We start from the raw sequence: 16044 nt of genomic DNA, 5'->3' as shown, positions 1-16044 counted from the left end.
GTTCAGTAGAGGTAAACGAATTCGTTCGAGTTCAGCAGGACCAGGCAGACGTCTGCGAGAGCGCGTGTTTGAGCATCGACATCGGCGGGCTGGAGATCGGGAATGAAGTCGGCGTAGCCGGGGAGTTTTTCGTGGAAGCTGAATTTTTCGCCGGTGTTTTCCTCCACGGCATCGCGTTTCACGCTGAGAGGGGGCTGGGGTTGCTTGAAGGCGATGGCAGCCTGTCTGGATACCATGGTGTGCCAGTGTGTGGTGCAGGTGGATTTCTCATCGGCGGATGGAGGGCGGCCATACGCGAGCTGGAAGACGCGGGTGATGGCGTCTGATGGCTTTTCTTGCATGACGCGGTTTGCGAGTGCGAGTGCGCGGTCGTAGCTGGCCTGGCCGTTGAAGAGGCTGAAGACCTGGGGGGTGACGGTGGAGACTTCGCGGGCTTCGCAGGAGAAGTCGGGGCCGGGTTCGTTGAAGACTTCCATGAAGGGATCGCGCACGCCGCGAATCTTCAAGGCATACAGGCTGCGGCGGTGGCGCTGTGCGGGCTTTGCATTTGGCACCCAGGCGGAGGCGAAGGTGCCCATGACCTGGCGTGGCTGCATGGCGACTTCGATGTTGATCTCGGGGCGGTTTGGGATGCCGCCGAGTGTGGGATTTAATTCTCCGGTGATGCTGAGCATGGCATCGCGCATTTCTTCGGCCATCAGGCGGCGGGGTTTGAAGACGGCGTAGGACTTTGTGGCTTCTTCGTGGCTTAGCTTGGGGCCTTCGGCTTTGAACTCGGAGCTGCGACGATAAGCGGCGCTGGTCATGATGAGGCGGTGCATTTCTTTGATGGACCATTTCTTCTCCACCAGCGTGGCGGCGAGCCAGTCGAGCAGTTCGGGATGTGTGGGCTCTTTGCCGGTGCTGCCGAAGTTGTTGGGATTGCCGGCGATGGCCTGGCCGAAATGCCAGAGCCAGAGGCGATTGACTATGGCGCGAGTGGTGAGCGGGTTGTCCTTGCTGGCAATCCAATTGGCGAGAGCGGTGCGGCGGCCTTCAATAGCGTCGGGGAACTCGACGCCGCCGAGCACGGACAGGACGCCGGGTTTCACGGGTTGCGTGGGTGAAAAGGGGTCGCCACCACCGAGGATGGCGGTTTGCTCGAGTTCGCCGGCTGTCATGCGATCCTGCGGCATGCGGATGGGCTGGTAGATGCTGGTGACCTGTGGTGTGCGGCCATCATAGACGCTGAAGGCAAAGGGTTCGTAGCGTTCGAACTCCCACTTCAGGCGTTCGAGTCCTTTGCGGGCGACGCGTTCGTTGCCGTAGTCTTCGGGTGCGAAGCCGACGAGCTTGGGCGGGTATTGGTCTTCGGGTATATTTTGCTTTTGCAGGATGGCGCGGGCGGTTTCGAACACGCCAGTGAAGCTGCGGTTCTTCTTCATCTTGCCGCCGCTGGCGATGAAGTCGCGAGCGGAGGTCACGGCTTTGTTCCAGGTGCTGCGGTCGAGCTTCTTTTCGGCGAACCATTTTTCCGCGTTGGCGAGCATCTTGTCGTCAAGACGGGCGAGCATGGTCATGTGCTCGATGCGGCGTGGTTCCAGGTATTTCTTTTCTTCGAAGCCGGCGGTGTTTTCCGAAGGGAGGAATGGCGCGGGACGTTCGGCGAGCTGGGTGGTGCTGAAGCAGGCCTGCATGGAGTAGTAGTCATGCGTGGGCACGGGATCGAACTTGTGATCGTGGCAGCGGGCGCATTGGAGGGAGTGAGCGAGGAAGGTTTCGCCGACGCTGTTGGTGACGTCATCGAGGAAGCGTTGACGGGCGACCTTGGCCACCTCCATGCCAGTGAGTTCCCAAGGGCCCATGCGGAGGAAGCCGGTGGCGATGAGGTGTTCGGAGTTGTCCGGCTGCATCTCATCGCCTGCGATCTGCTCCTTGATGAACTGGTCATAAGGTTTGTCGGCGTTGAAGCTGCGGACGACGTAGTCGCGGTAGCGCCAGGCGTTGCCACGTTCGTAGTCATTGGCAAAGCCGCTGCTGTCGGCGTAGCGGGTGACATCGAGCCAGTGGCGGGCCATGCGCTCGCCGTAGTGAGGGGAGGCGAGGAGGCGGTTGACCAGATGCTGGATGCTGGATGCTGGATCCTGGCTGTAAGCTTGCTCGAAGGCGGTGATTTCTTCGGGGGTGGGAGGGAGGCCGGTGAGATCGAAGGTGGCGCGGCGGATGAAGGTGCGGGCATCAGTGGCGGGTGCGGGGTGCATGCCATCGGGCATGTGCAGGGCGATGAGTTCGTCGATGGGGGTGGGGCTTTTTGTCGCTGGCTTCTTCACCGGTTGGTATGCCCAGAGGCCTTCGGGTTTGTAGCGGCGATTGGCCCATTCGGGGGAGAGGGCCCCAGTGGTTTTTATGGTGATGCCGTCTTCGGCGCTCCATTTGTCGGCGTTGGCTTTCGCTATGGCGTTGCGCTTTGATTCATCGGGCCATGGGGCGCCGCCAGTGATCCATGCTTTGATCCAGTTCAGTTGCTCCGCGTAGAGTTTGTCGGCTTCCTTGGGTGGCATGGGGTCCCAGTCGGCCTCGTGCTGGCGTGTGGAGGCGAGGTAGAGGGGACTTTGCTCGGGTTTGCCGGGGATGATGGATGGCTTCTCGCTCTCGCCGCCTTTGAGCGTGGTTTCCAGCGTGCGCATGTCGAAGCCGCCTTTGATCTTCTGTTCGTCATTGCCGTGGCAGGCGAGGCACTTCTCTTGGAAGAGGGGCCAGACCCGACGGACGAAGAGGGCTTCAGCGTCTTCGGCTTGGAGGGAGGAGGCGACGAGCAGGAAGATGAGGAGTGCTTTGCCGGTCATGGTTGTGAATTCAAAGATGTGCAGGTACAAATGGTTAAGGGGCCAATCGAGTATCTAGGCGTGTTGTGAGATTTCGGCCCCGATGTGCGGCGGCGCTTTTTGCAGACGCTGCTGGTGAAGGCTGGGTGCGGCGAAGTGATGGGTTTGCTTCCCGGTCGTGTGTTGTCATACCCAGGGTCGCCTCGCTGAGGCTCGGCTGACCCTGGGCTGAAATCCGCAGCCCCTTTGGGGCTGATGTGTGGCGGAACGGAGTGGAGCGCGACGAGGCGGCAGGGACGTTCGCCCAGAGCCGATAAAATATCGGCGCTCCCAGTGGGCGCTGGTCCGAGCGACGTGGCAGACCAAGCAGATGAGCGAAGCCCCGCCTTAACGAAGTGGCATGCGTGTCAGTCGGGTTTGCCATGGTTGTAGAGGGTGCTGATTTCAGAGGCGCTCAGAACGTTGCTGAAGATGGCGAATTCATCGATGGCGCCGTTGAGATTGCGAATGGGGAACTGGTGGCCCTGGGTGGGGAGGCCCCAGTTGCCGATCTCGCAGGGGCCGAAGACGATGGCGCGGCCGGGCTGGTGGAGCGGGGAGATTTCGTGGCCGACGGGCTGACCATCGAAGTATTGGATGACCGTGCCGCTGGTGTTGTCATAGGTCACGGCGAGGTGGTGCCAGCGGCCGAGGCTGTCTGCGGTGAAGACGGGCTTGCTGTAGTACATCTGGTTGTATTTGGCATTCTTGGCGGCGTCTGCGGGTCGATACATGACGGAGAACATGAGGCTGCCGTCTTCGTAGATCTGCCAGTGGGGCTCGCCGTTGTCGTAGCCGTCGGTGAGGAGGAGTGAGTTGTACTTCTTGTCCACGGAATCGACCTTCACCCAGCAGGCGAGGGTGAGGGCGTGATAGGTGCCGTCGAGATTCAGGCGGACGCGGTCGCCGGGGCGTTTGAACTCCAGCGCGGTTTTTTCGGGCCAGCGGCCTTGGGTCCAGGCGGCACCGACGGCACCTCCGTCGCGCTGAGGATGGCGAGGTTCGGTGACGTTTTTCACGAGGCGGTCCCAGCGATCGTCCTCCATATGTTTGAAGGTGTAGTAGGCGATGAGGCGCGGATCTTTGCAGGCGGTGAGTGACCATTGCTGCCAGTCGGCGAAGCGCTGGGTGTCGCGTTGTTTTACGAGGCCGTGGAGTTCGCTGATGGAGAGGAAATCCTGCGGAGAGACGTTATTGGTTTTGAGCGAGGACAAGGACATGCCTTGTTTCAAACTGGCGGACGTCTGTGCATTTGTGTGCGCGATAACTTCGCCTTCGAAGACATGCACAGAGCTGGTGTTGTCCTTCACATTGAGCGCGAATTCGGTGCCGAGATCTTCCAGCTTCATGCCGGGGGCGTGCATGAGGAAGCCTTTGGCAGCAGGTGGCACATGGACGCGCACGCGGCCGCTCAGGCAGCGCGCTTCCCAGGCGGAGAGGATTTCGATTTCAGCGCTGCCTTCGATCAAGGCTGTGGCGCCGCTGAAGAACTCGATCTGCGCGAGACCTTGAGTGAGCTGGATGGTGCCGGGTTTGAGGGTGTCGCCACTGCGGAGTGTGGTGGTGAACCTGGCATCCATGGTCTGGCTGAGCATGGCGACGCCGTTGGAGATGGCTTCTGTTTCAGCGGAGTGCCATGGCCAGAAGATGAAGGCGCAGGCGATGACTGCGGCGGCTGCGGTGAGGGCGGGAAGCCACCGGCTGGCGGGAAGCTTGGGCGTGGATTTTTGCAGGCGACCGGTGTTTACGGTTGGCTGCTGGAGCAGGCGGGCGTGTTGATCGACGAGTTCGAGGTAACGCTGGCGTGCCTGCCAGTCTGAGCGCAACAGCTCTTCGAGCTGGGCGTGCTGCTCAGGGGTGATTTCGCCATCGATCTCGGCATGGATGAGGGAGTCGAGATTCATGCGAGGCCCTCCACTTGAAGCTGGTGCGTGACACACTCATGCAGGCGCTGGCGCAGGAGCTCCAGATTGCGGAAGAGGGTGCGGCGCGTGAGGGAGAAGCGGCTCATCATTTCCTCGGCGCTCTGGCGCATGGCGTAACGGCTGGTGATGAGCTCTTGATCCTGCGCGGTGAGTTTTTGCAGGCAGGCATCGAGAAGGCGGAGGCGTTCATCAAGGCGGGGTTCGATGTGGCTGCGCTCGCTGGCGAGCAGGTCCATGACGTCTTCGCTGAAGAGCAGCGGGGAGCGTGCGGATTTCTCGCGGTGTTTTTGTACCTGGAGATAGGCGAAGCGGTAGGCCCAGGGGAGGAAGGGGCGGGTGGTGTCGTACTCGGCGAACTTGCGATAGAGGGCGAGACTCGTTTCCTGCAGGATGTCGCGGGCATCTGCCTCACGCGGGACGAGGCTGAAGATGTAACGAAACAACGGCTCCTGATGCTGGGTGAGCAGGAGGACGAGGGTTTCGGTGGAGGAGGGCGAGTCTGGCATTGGTACAGTGTATTCCCGGCGGTGGGTGGTGCAGTGCCAAAATAGTGGCGGAGAGGAGGCTGTGCGTCAGTTGTGGGGCCGTGCAAGGGTGAGCGGCAGATGGCGTGCATGGAACATGAAGAAGGGGACGTTGCGGTGGGAGCGGTTTATCGCCAGTTTGTGCTGAAAGACCGGACGTCCGCCTTGCATGAATCTCAAATCTCTCGCCCAGCATCTTGGCATTTCAGCCAGCACGGTCTCACGTGTGATGGCGGGGCGCGGTGATGAGTTTCGGATCGCGAAGGAAACTCAAAGGCACATTCTCGAAGAAGCTGCGGCGATGGGGGTGCGACCGGATGAGCTGGCGCGCAGCCTGCGGCTGCAAAGCACACGCACGCTGGGGCTGGTGATCCCGGATATTTCCAATCCGTTCTTTGCCGCGCTGGCCCGAGCGGTGGAGCGGAGGGCACGCACACTGGGCTACACCGTTCTGCTGGCTGATTCGCAGGAGTCCGCTGAAGTGGAGGCTGAATGCATCCGCATGCTGCTGGACCGGCGCATCGACGGGCTCATTCTTGCGCCAGTGGGTGGTGACTCCAAGCATCTGAAGACGCTCATCGATTCCCGGCTGCCGCTTACGCAAGTGGACCGTGTTCTCACCGCACTGAAAACTGCGGCGGTGGTGGCGGACAACTTTGCTGGAGCTCGTGAAGCGGTGCGAAGGCTGGTGAAGCTGGGGCACAAACGCATCGCGTGCCTGCAGGGCAGGGAGGACAGCTCGGTCATTGCCGAACGGGTGCGTGGGTATTGTGCGGGATTAGAAGAAGCGGGGGTGAGGTTTGAGAGGAGGTTTCTGGTCGGTGGGGAGCATTCCCTGGCCATCGCACGGGAGCACACGCTGAAGCTGCTGGACGCGCACCCGCGACCCACGGCGATTCTTGCACTGAGTAATCAGCTTGCACTTGGGGCCCTGGAGGCGGTGCGTGAACGAGGGCTGGTGATCCCGGATGATCTTTCGCTCATTGCCTTTGATGAGCAGCCCTGGGCGTCGTTGCTCTCGCCGCCGCTCACGACGCTCGCGCAGCCGGTGGAGGAGATGGGGACTGTGGCGGTGGACAGATTGTGCGCACAGATCAAGCAGGGGGCCAAGGCTTCGCGGAAGGCGCTGACGACGCTGCCGGTGCGGCTGATCGAGCGTGCGTCCATTGGGCGAAAGAAGAAAGATTGACCGAAAGGCTTCCTGTTGCACAATCGTTTGCGCAAAATCACCTTTTCCTGCCATGAAATGCCTCATTCCACTCCTTTTTGCCGCCCTGGCACTGCTTTCCTGCAAGCCTGCGGGCGAGACCGCCTCCTCTCACTCCGGCAAGCCGAAGGTGGCGCTGGTGATGAAGTCGCTGGCGAATGAGTTTTTCCAAACGATGGCCGAAGGGGCGAAGAAGCACCAGACGGCGCATGCGGGTGACTACGAGCTTTTGGTGAATGGGATCAAGAACGAGACGGACCTGGCAGAGCAGGTGGGGCTGGTGGATCAGATGGTGTCGCAGGGCGTGCAGGTGATCGTCATTGCGCCGGCGGACTCGAAGGCGCTGGTCACGGTGCTGAAGCGGGCGAAGGAGGCGGGCGTGCTCGTCATCAACATCGACAACAAGCTGGATGCGGACACGCTGAAGCAGGCGGGGCTGAGCATTCCGTTTGTGGGACCAGACAACCGTGCGGGAGCGAAGGCTGTGGGTGAGGTGCTGGCGAAAAAGCTCAAGGCAGGTGATGAGGTGGCGATCATCGAAGGCGTGACGACAGCCTTCAACGGGCAACAGCGCAAAGCGGGCTTTGAAGACGCGATGAATGCGGCGGGCATGAAGATTGTGGCGTCCCAGAGCGGGCAGTGGGAGATGGAGAAGGCGAATGGCGTGGCAGCGGGAATCCTGGCTGCGAATCCGAATGTGAAGGCGCTGCTGTGTGCGAATGACAACATGGCGCTGGGCGCTGCGGCTGCGGTGCAAGCTGCGGGCAAAGCGGGGCAGGTGCAGATCATCGGCTTTGATAACATCGCCGCGCTCAAGCCGCTGCTGGCGGATGGTCGCGTGCTGGCGACGTGCGATCAGCATGGAGACAAGCTCGCGGTGTTTGGCATTGAGGCGGCGCTGAAGGTGCTGAAGGAGAAGACGACGCCTGCGGATCAGCAGACGCCGGTGGATGTGGTGGTGAAGTGATCTCTCTTTTTCATCATGCGCCGCTGGACCGATTTCTTCATACTCATTGCCGTGCTTGCGGCAATGATCGTGCTGTTTGGGCTGATGCGGGACAGCTTTTTCAGCATGGGCACGCTTGGGACGGTGGCGAACCGGATTCCGGCGCTGGCGCTGGTGGCGACGGGGATGACGCTGGTGATGGTGACGGGCGGGATTGATCTTTCGGTGGGTTCCTTGCTGGGATTTTGTGGCGCGGTGGTAGGTGTGCTGATGGCGGATCAGCACTGGGGGCTGGCGCTGGCGGTGCTTGCCAGTGTCACTGTCGGAGTGGTGATCGGCAGCACGACGGGGGCGGTGAGTGTGAAGCTGCGGCTGCCTTCGTTTATCGTTTCGCTGGGCATGCTGGAGATCGCGCGCGGCCTGGCATTCCTGACGACGAATTCGCAGACGAAGTACATTGGTGCGGACATTGAGGCACTGGGGGCACCGTTTGGCGGGCTGGTGATTTCGCCTGCGTTTGTGATCAGTTTGCTGGTGGTGGCGGCGGGGCAGGTGATGCTGTCACAAATGGCCATCGGGCGGCATTTGATCGCCATTGGTGCGAATCGTGAGGCGGCGCTGGTTTCGGGGCTTTCGGTGGATCGTCCGCGCATTTTTGCGCATGCGCTGCTGGGGGCGCTGACGGGACTGGCGGCGGTTTTCAACTGCTCGCGGCTTGGGTCTGCTGATCCGAATGCGGGGACGGGTTTTGAGCTGGGGGCGATTGCTGCGGTGGTCGTGGGTGGGACGAGTTTGATGGGTGGGCGTGGATCGGTGGTGAAGAGCTTCATGGGAGTGCTGATCATCGCCACGCTGGAGGCCGGGCTCATTCAGGTGGGGGCCACGGAGCCGGTGAAGCGTGTGGTCACGGGCTTGGTCATTGTGGCTGCTGTGCTGGCGGATACTTGGAGGAGAAAATAACAGGCATGAGATCACTCGTTTTTTTACTGCTGTTTGGTGCGTCGGCTTTCGCTGAGAAGCCGCGCATCATCTTTGACACTGACATCACCGGAGATGTGGATGACGTGCTGGCGCTGACGATGTGCCACACGCTGGCGGATCGTGGTGCGTGCGAATTTCTCGGGGTGACGATCTCGAAGGACAATCCGCTGACGGCGAGTTTTGTGGATGCGCAGAATACGTTTTATGGGAGGCCTGATCTGCCCATCGGTGTGACGCGTGATCCGACGGCACAGAAGCGTCCGAGCAGTTATTTGAAGCTGGCGGATTCGCCGGACTATCCGCACGATTTGAAGAGCAATGATGATGCACGGGAGGCGGTGGATCTGCTGCGTGAGCTGCTGGCGAAGCAGCCGGATGGGAGTGTTTCGATCATCAGCGTGGGCATTGCCTCGAACATGGCGAACCTGCTGAAATCGAAGGCGGATAAGCATTCGACGCTGGATGGTCCGGCATTGATCCGGCAGAAGGTGAAGATGCTGTCGATCATGGCGGGGGCGTTCGCGTTCTGTAACCACACGAACTACCATCTGGAGGCGAACGTCATCAACGGCATCGGCTTCATGCAGGCGGTGGCGAATGAATGGCCGGAGGAGGTGCCGGTGTGCTGGAGCGGGTATGAGATCGGCGAGGCGCTGCCGTTTCCGCGAGCAAGCATCGCGCAGGATTTTGGCTATGTGTCGCATCACATCGTGAAGGAGGCTTATTTGCTGCACAGCGGACCTGCGCATGACCGACCGTGCTGGGACGAGAGCAGCGTGCTGCAGGCGGTGTTTCCAGAGCGTGGATTTTTTGGCCTCTCTGCCCCGGGGCGCGTACGTGTGGGTGCCGATGGATTCACGCGATTCATGCCGCCTGGCAAAGATGGCAAAGGCGGCAAACGTGACCGATTTCTCACCCTGACTTCAGCTCAGCAGTCACGCGTGCTGGAGGCCATCGTCCAAACCACTGTGCAACCACCCAAGAAATGAAAAAACTCATCACCCTATTCCTCTGCGCGCTCTGCGGCCTGTCTCCGGCAGCGCCGGTCAAACTCATCTTCGACACCGACATGGGCAATGATGTCGATGACATGATGGCGCTGGCGATGATTCACAATCTGCAAAAGCGCGGTGCGTGTGAACTGCTGGCCGTGACGATCACGAAGGATCATCCGCAGGCGGCGGCTTTTGTGGATGCGGTGAATACGTTGTATGGTTATCCCGATACGCCCATCGGAGTGGTGCGTGATGGAGCGGCGAAGGAGGCGGGGAAGTTCAATCTGCTGGCGGATGAGAAGAATGCGGATGGCAGCCTGCGCTACCCGCATGATTTGAAAAGTGGGGCGGATGCGCCGGAGGCGGTTTGTTTGATCAAGGACATCCTGGCAAAGCAGCCGGATGGCAGCGTGGTCATTGCGCAGGTGGGCTTTTTTACCAATCTGTCGCGTCTGCTGGACTCGCCGGGCGGGAAGGAATTGATCGCGAAGAAGGTGAAGTTTTTGAGCATCATGGCGGGTGCGTTTCAGACGGTGCAGTGGGACACGCGGCACCTGGAGTATAATGTGAAACTGGATGTGCCGGCGGCGCAGAAGCTTGCCAAGGAGTGGCCCACGCCGGTGGTGTGGAGTGGCTATGAGATCGGTGTGGCGGCGGCGTTTCCGCATGTCGTGATCGAAGAAGATCTCAACTACATCCCGCATCATCCGCTGAAGGAGGCTTACTATTTGTACAATCCGCCGCCGCATGATCGCCCGACTTGGGACCCGACGGCGGTGCTGTATGCAGTGCTGCCGGAGCGCGGCTACTTTGATCTCTCGCCGCCGGGGAACGTCGTGGTGGAAAATGATTCGGCCACGTTGTTTCGTGCGGGCAAAGGCGGCAAAGGGAAGCATCGCTTTCTGGTGATGAGTCCGGAGCAAACCGCGCGTGTGCGCGAGGCGATTGTGCAGCTCAGTGTGGAACCTCCAGCCGCCAAGAAGTGATGGCAGAGAAGCGCCCTAGAATTGTCGTTGTCGGTTCACTGAATGTGGACCACACGCTGCGTGTGCCGCACATTCCTGCGCCGGGGGAGTCGCTCACATCGAGCAGCATACTGACGTGCTTTGGTGGCAAAGGTGCGAATCAGGCCGTGGCGGCAGCGCGTGCGGGCGGTGCGGTGAGCATGATTGGGTGTGTCGGCGAAGATGATTTTGGCGCACGCTATATCGAGGAATTGCAGAGGGAGGGCATTGATACGACGGGCGTTTTGCGTTCGGCGATGCCCACGGGATCGGCGTTTATTGCGGTGGATGATCAGGGAGAGAATTCCATCATCGTGAATGCGGGGGCGAATCATGCGATCACACCACAGGATCTTGAGAAGCATGCTGGGCTGATTCGTGGGGCGGATGCGCTGCTGCTGCAGCTTGAGTGTCCGCTGGCGGTGGTGCAACGGGCGGCGGAAATTGCGCGTGAGGCAGGTGTGCGGGTGGTTTTGAATCCATCGCCTTTGAGTGCGGCGTATCTCGCCGCGCGATTTGCGGTGGATGTGTTGATTGTGAACGAGGGTGAGGCGGCGCAGATCACGCCGAATCGAAATTTGAGCGAGGCGATGTGCCGGCATTTGATCATCACGCGTGGTGCGGAGAGCACGCTGAGCATCACTGAAGATGGCATGACGGAGATCGCGCCGCCGAAAGTGACGCCGGTGGATACGGTGGGCGCGGGAGATACGTTTGCGGGGGCGTTTGCCGTGGCGAGCAGCGAGGGCAGGGTGGATGCGATTCGTTTTGCGAATGCGGCGGGTGCGCTGGCGACGCTGAAGGCGGGAGCGCAGCCTGCGATTCCGACGCGGGGGGAGATTGAGGGGTTTGTGGGAGAGGCTGCTTGACGATGGATTCAAGATCAAGGAGGCACGCTGGGACCGCGGGTAAACTCCTCGCGCACGCTGGGTGGCTGAAGGCTTCTCGCATACCTCCGGCATGCACCCTTGAACGAAATGCCGCGTGTTCCAAGTCCGGTGGTTCCCGCTGCACCGCTTCGCGGTTTCGCTTCACCACCGGCTAATTTCTCTGCTCCCTTCAGGAGCCAGAAACCTGACTATTTTGCATTGTGTTGTCGGTTCACTCTACTTCTAGGCTATTGCGCTCGTCCCAACTGCTTTGATCTTCTTCAACTCTTCCACGCCTGCGCTCTTGAGGAAGCCTTTGCCGGTCTTGGCGTAGATGGGCTCTGCCGAGAAGCGATCCTGCATTTCGAGACCAATCTCAAGCAGCTCCCGCGTGAGTGCGGCATCGCTTGGTTTGGTTTCAGTCGTCGCTTTCATGGCCGCATTTTAACCTCAATGCCGGTTTTCAGCAATCCTCCTTTGAGCGGTCTTTTGGCATCACGCCAGCATCTGCTTGATCACATGGCCTTCCACGTTGGTGAGGCGGCGCTGGACGCCGTTGTGTTCGAAGGTGAGGCGTTCGTGATCGAGGCCGAGGAGGTGGAGGATGGTGGCGTTGAAGTCGTAGAGGGGGTGGATGTCCTTCACGGCTTTCTGGCCGAGTTCGTCGGTCTCGCCACAACTCACGCCGGGTTTCACACCTGCGCCGGTCATCCAGCAGGTGAAGCCGTCGGGATTGTGGTCGCGGCCTTTGGCTCCTTTTTGGAAGAAGGGCATGCGGCCAAATTCGGTGCACCAGACGACGAGGGTGTCTTCGAGCAGGCCGCGTTCTTTGAGGTCGCGAATGAGTGCGGCTGCGGGTTGATCGAGGATGGGGGCGTGAACGTCGTACTGTTCTTTGAGGGCGTTGTGGCCGTCCCAGTTGAGCTTGCCGCCGCTGGCGTAGGCGCCGTTAAAGAGCTGCACAAAGCGCACGCCTTTTTCGATGAGGCGACGTGCGAGGATGCAGTTCTTGGCGAAGGCGGCTTTGTCGGGGTTTTGCGTATCGTCGGCACCGTAGAGATTGAGGATGTGTGCGGGCTCGGTGCTGAGGTCGCTGATCTCCGGGACGCTGAGCTGCATGCGCGCGGCGAGCTCGTAGCTGGCGATGCGTGCGGCGAGCTTGCCATCGCCTGGGTGGGCTTCGAGATGGCGGGCGTTCATGCGCTGGAGGAGGGTGCGTGCGGCTTGATCCGTGGCTGGAGAGACACCCGGGGCGGCGAGATGGCGCACGGGGGCTTTGGAGCTCATGGTGGTGCCTTGAAACGCGGCGGGGAGAAAGCCGGGGCCCCAGTTGTTGGCACCGTTCTGCGGCACGCCGCGTGGATCGGGAATGGCGACGTAGGAAGGCAGGTCCTGGTTCTCGCTGCCGAGCGCGTAGGTCGTCCATGCGCCGAGCGAGGGGAAGCCATCGAGATTGAAGCCGGTGGAGAGGAAGTTCTCGGCGGGGCCATGTGTGTTCGACTTGCTGGTGAGCGAGTGGACGAAGGCGAAATCATCCGTGAGTTCCGCGAGATGCGGGATCATGTCGCTCACCCACTTGCCGGTCTGGCCGCGCTGGCGGAAGGTGTACTGCGGGCGTGCGAGATTGCCTGCGGGTCCTTGGAAGGTAACGGCGGGGCCGCCGGGCAGGGGCTTGTCGTCCCACTTGATGAGTTCGGGTTTGTAGTCCCAGGTTTCAAGCTGGCTGACGGCACCTGCGCAGAAGATGACGACTACGTTTTTGGCCTTGGCCGGGAAATGAGGCTGGCGTGGGGCGTAGGGGCGTGCGGGGTCGATGATGGGTCTGTCTGCAGCGAGCAGGCCATCGAGGCCGAGGAGATTCGTCAATGCGATGGAGCCGAGAGCCGTGGCGCTGCTGCCGAGAAAGCGGCGGCGATCAAGCAGTGCGTGGCCTGCGGGGGAGAGGTGTTCGGAGAGGGGACTCATGGCACAAAGAGGAATTCGTTGCTGTTGAAGAGCGCGCGGCAGAGGGAGGTGAGGCCGTGGCTTTGGACAAGAGGGGTGGTGTCGGTGAGTTCTGCGGCGGTGGGATTGCGGCTGAGAGAGAGCTGGTAGGCGAGGGTGATTTGTTTGGCGGTGTCGGTGCCGGCTTGCTGCTGGACGCGGGTGGCGAAGGCGGCGGATTGTTCGAGGGTGAAGATGCTGTTGAAGAGATTGAGGGCCTGGATGGGGGTGGTGCTTTCGATGCGGCGGGCGGTGCTCTGTCCGGCATCGGGGCAGTCGAAGGCGCCGAAGACGGTTTCGGGTTCGCGGCGCACTTTGTGGGCGTAGATCATGCGGCGCTGGTTGTCGGCGTTGAAGGTCTCGATGGGATCGAAGCCGCTGAGGCCGCCGCGTTGATCGAAGAGATTGAAGCCGCGGCCATACATCTGCAGATTCAAACGACCGCTGACGGCGAGCATGGAGTCGCGGATGGATTCGGCTTCGAGGCGGCGTGATGGGTAGCGCCAGAGGTAGCGGACGTCGGAATCGAGAAGGGGGCCTTCATTTATGATTTTTGATTTTTGATTTACGATTTCGCTGCTTGTCGTGCGGGATGAGGTCTGGCTTGACTGCCCGTAGGTTTCTGAGAGCAGGATGAGGCGGTGCATGTGTTTGACGCTCCAGCCGCTGCGGATGAATTCCGCGGCGAGATAGTCGAGGAGTTCGGGGTGGGTGGGCTTCATGCCCATGCGGCCGAAGTCGCTGGGGGTTTGCACGAAGCCGGTGCCGAAGTGGCCCTGCCAGATGCGGTTCACCATGACGCGGGCGGTGAGGGGATTCTGTGCGCTGGCGATCCAGTCGGCGAGGGCGCGGCGGCGGTCCTGTTCGGCGGATTCTTTGGGGAGTGTCACGTTGCCGAGGGCACTGAGCACGGCGGGGGTGACGGCTTCCTTGGGCTGCTCGGGATCGCCGCGATTGAGGAGGTGAATATCGTCCGGGGTGCGGAAGGTGCCGGCGAAAACTTTCTGCTGGTTGACGGCCTGGGCGATTTGTTTCTCGGTGCGGGACTTTTCCTCGAAGAGCGGGCGTGCGCGTTTGTTTTCGGCGGGGGTGAGGCCTTTGAGGGTGGGCTTCGCGAGCTTCTTGTTCTTGGGGTCAAATTTCTGGCGGTCGCTGGCATCGGCGACGGTGTGCCATTGGCCTTCAGCGTCGCTGATTTCGATTTGGTAATCGGTGGCGAGGCGGTCGGTGAATTTGCCGTCGCGGTCGCGGCTCCAGACGACGCGCTCGATTTGTTGCTCCTGCGGGAACTCGAGTTCCACCCAGCCTTTGCCGAGTGTGTTGGAAAGCCAGCTGCGTGAGTTGCCGTAGCGGCCGTCATTGAGGAATTTCAGCTCGTGGCGTTCGGCCACGCCGATGTCGCCGGAGGATTTGCGCTTGGTGCCGGTGGTGGCGAGAGCGACGTTTTCGCCGCGCGTGTTGAAGACTTCGAGTTCATCGATGCAGGGCTCGAGGTTGGTGGTGGCCTTGATGGTGAAGCGCAGGCGCTGAGTCTTCACCGGTGGAAAGCGGTCCGAGTTTTCGCGGGCGTTGATCATGGGGCGCTCGGCGCCGGATTTCGCCATGGGCACGAAGTGGGCGAGTTCTTTGTCGATCTCTGCGAGGCGTGCTTTGAGCTGTTTTTCCTCCGCGCGTGAGGCTTCGGCTGCGGGTGTGTGCAGATCACGGTCGGCATATTCGACACCGGCGACGAAGGCCTGCATGGCGTAGTAGTCCTTGGACGTGATGGGATCGAACTTGTGATCGTGGCAGCGTGCGCAGCCGACGCTGAGGCCGAGGAAGGTCTGGCCGATGTTCATGACCATCTCATCAATGGAGTCCTGCCGTGCGAGGCGCTTGGAGGCATCGTCCTTGCCGATCTGGCCGGGCAGCAGCACGGAGGCGGTGACGAGGAATCCGGTGGCGGCGTCCTGGCCCATGGCATCGCCGACGATCTGCTCTTTGATGAAGCGATCATAGGGTGTGTCGTTGTTGAAGGAGCGGATGACGTAGTCGCGGTAGGGCCAGGAGTTGGGGCGCTCGGTGTTGACCTCAAAGCCGTGGGTGTCGGCATAGCGCACGACATCGAGCCAGTGCTGGGCCCAGCGTTCGCCGTAGCGTTCGCTTTGCAGCAGGCGGTCCACTAGATGCTGGATGCTGGATGCTCGATCATGGATGAACTCTTTTTCGAAGGCGGTGGTTTCTTCGGGTGTGGGTGGCAGGCCGGTGAGGTCGAAGGTGATGCGGCGGATGAGTGAGACTGGATCTGCGGGAGGGGAGCGGTGGAGGTTTTTTTCGGCGAGCTTGGCGTCGATGAAGGAGTCGATGCTTTGAGGAGAACTTGGAACTTGAAGCGGCTTGAAGGACCAGTGATCGCGGCGGTCTTCGAGTTTGGCGAGATCGACGCCGTCGGGCCATGGGGCGCCTTCGTTGATCCAAGTGGTGAGGGTGGCGATGTCGCTGGCGGGGAGCTTGCCTTTGGGGGGCATGAGCTCGTCGTCGTCATCGGTGGTGATGAAGTGGATGAGCGGGCTGTCTTTCGCTTTGCCGGAGATGATGTCGGGCGAGTGTTTGTCTCCGCCTTTGAATGCGGAGGCTTTGATGTCGAGGCGGAGGCCAGACTTTTGTTTTTTCTCGCCGTGGCAGCTGTAGCAGTGCTTCTGCAGGATGGGGCGGACCTCGCGAACGAAGTCAACGGCAGCGGCAAGGCTGGAGGAGATGAGTAAAATGAGAGCGGCCAGCTTCATGA

The 16044-nt window shown here is 60.9% G+C and carries 12 protein-coding genes; 6 read left to right on the top strand and 6 right to left on the bottom strand.

What is annotated here, in order from left to right; genetic code table 11:
- Window positions 1–2 precede the first annotated feature (2 nt).
- The 3 genes from AC24GY_RS09205 to AC24GY_RS09195 all read right to left on the bottom strand — a co-directional run bounded on the left by AC24GY_RS09205 (window position 3) and on the right by AC24GY_RS09195 (window position 5274).
- Window positions 3–2825 carry a PSD1 and planctomycete cytochrome C domain-containing protein gene (locus AC24GY_RS09205; protein WP_487682206.1) on the bottom strand — a complete coding sequence of 941 codons (2823 nt, stop codon included), beginning with the start codon at window positions 2823–2825 and terminating at the stop codon, window positions 3–5.
- Between the two features lie 386 nt (window positions 2826–3211).
- On the bottom strand, window positions 3212–4747 hold the full coding sequence (locus tag AC24GY_RS09200; RefSeq protein ID WP_487682204.1) for a LamG-like jellyroll fold domain-containing protein: 1536 nt from the start codon (window positions 4745–4747) through the stop codon (window positions 3212–3214).
- Window positions 4744–5274, bottom strand: a complete 531-nt coding sequence (locus AC24GY_RS09195; RefSeq protein WP_487682202.1) for a sigma-70 family RNA polymerase sigma factor — start codon at window positions 5272–5274, stop codon at window positions 4744–4746. Before AC24GY_RS09195 ends, AC24GY_RS09200 begins: the two co-directional genes overlap by 4 nt.
- Window positions 5275–5461: 187 nt before the next feature.
- Between AC24GY_RS09195 and AC24GY_RS09190 the strand changes: the two genes are divergently transcribed.
- The 6 genes from AC24GY_RS09190 to AC24GY_RS09165 are packed head-to-tail and all read left to right on the top strand — an operon-like array spanning window position 5462 to window position 11294.
- Window positions 5462–6481, top strand: coding sequence for a LacI family DNA-binding transcriptional regulator (locus AC24GY_RS09190; RefSeq protein ID WP_487682200.1), 1020 nt, complete (start codon window positions 5462–5464; stop codon window positions 6479–6481).
- Between the two features lie 52 nt (window positions 6482–6533).
- Complete coding sequence (locus AC24GY_RS09185; protein WP_487682198.1) at window positions 6534–7466, top strand: substrate-binding domain-containing protein; 933 nt, start codon at window positions 6534–6536, stop codon at window positions 7464–7466.
- A 15-nt stretch (window positions 7467–7481) separates the two neighbouring features.
- On the top strand, window positions 7482–8405 hold the full coding sequence (locus tag AC24GY_RS09180) for an ABC transporter permease (protein WP_487682196.1): 924 nt from the start codon (window positions 7482–7484) through the stop codon (window positions 8403–8405).
- A gap of 5 nt (window positions 8406–8410) precedes the next feature.
- Window positions 8411–9415 carry a nucleoside hydrolase gene (locus AC24GY_RS09175; protein ID WP_487682194.1) on the top strand — a complete coding sequence of 335 codons (1005 nt, stop codon included), beginning with the start codon at window positions 8411–8413 and terminating at the stop codon, window positions 9413–9415.
- Complete coding sequence (locus AC24GY_RS09170; protein WP_487682192.1) at window positions 9412–10407, top strand: nucleoside hydrolase; 996 nt, start codon at window positions 9412–9414, stop codon at window positions 10405–10407. Before AC24GY_RS09175 ends, AC24GY_RS09170 begins: the two co-directional genes overlap by 4 nt.
- Complete coding sequence (locus tag AC24GY_RS09165; RefSeq protein ID WP_487682190.1) at window positions 10407–11294, top strand: ribokinase; 888 nt, start codon at window positions 10407–10409, stop codon at window positions 11292–11294. The genes AC24GY_RS09170 and AC24GY_RS09165 overlap by 1 nt, the downstream gene beginning before the upstream one ends.
- Window positions 11295–11537: 243 nt before the next feature.
- On the opposite strand, the gene AC24GY_RS09160 is transcribed toward AC24GY_RS09165, so the two are convergent.
- The 3 genes from AC24GY_RS09160 to AC24GY_RS09150 are packed head-to-tail and all read right to left on the bottom strand — an operon-like array spanning window position 11538 to window position 16042.
- Window positions 11538–11729 (bottom strand): hypothetical protein, encoded by a 192-nt coding sequence (locus tag AC24GY_RS09160; protein ID WP_487682188.1) that lies wholly within the window; start codon window positions 11727–11729, stop codon window positions 11538–11540.
- A 60-nt stretch (window positions 11730–11789) separates the two neighbouring features.
- Window positions 11790–13259 carry a DUF1501 domain-containing protein gene (locus AC24GY_RS09155; RefSeq protein ID WP_487682186.1) on the bottom strand — a complete coding sequence of 490 codons (1470 nt, stop codon included), beginning with the start codon at window positions 13257–13259 and terminating at the stop codon, window positions 11790–11792.
- Window positions 13256–16042, bottom strand: a complete 2787-nt coding sequence (locus AC24GY_RS09150; RefSeq protein ID WP_487682184.1) for a PSD1 and planctomycete cytochrome C domain-containing protein — start codon at window positions 16040–16042, stop codon at window positions 13256–13258. Before AC24GY_RS09150 ends, AC24GY_RS09155 begins: the two co-directional genes overlap by 4 nt.
- Window positions 16043–16044: the final 2 nt, after the last annotated feature.

It is taken from the genome of Prosthecobacter sp. Pr1 (genome assembly GCF_057652315.1).
The sequence above is the reverse complement of the archived record's forward strand: the minus strand, read 5'-3'. Positions and strand labels throughout refer to the sequence as shown.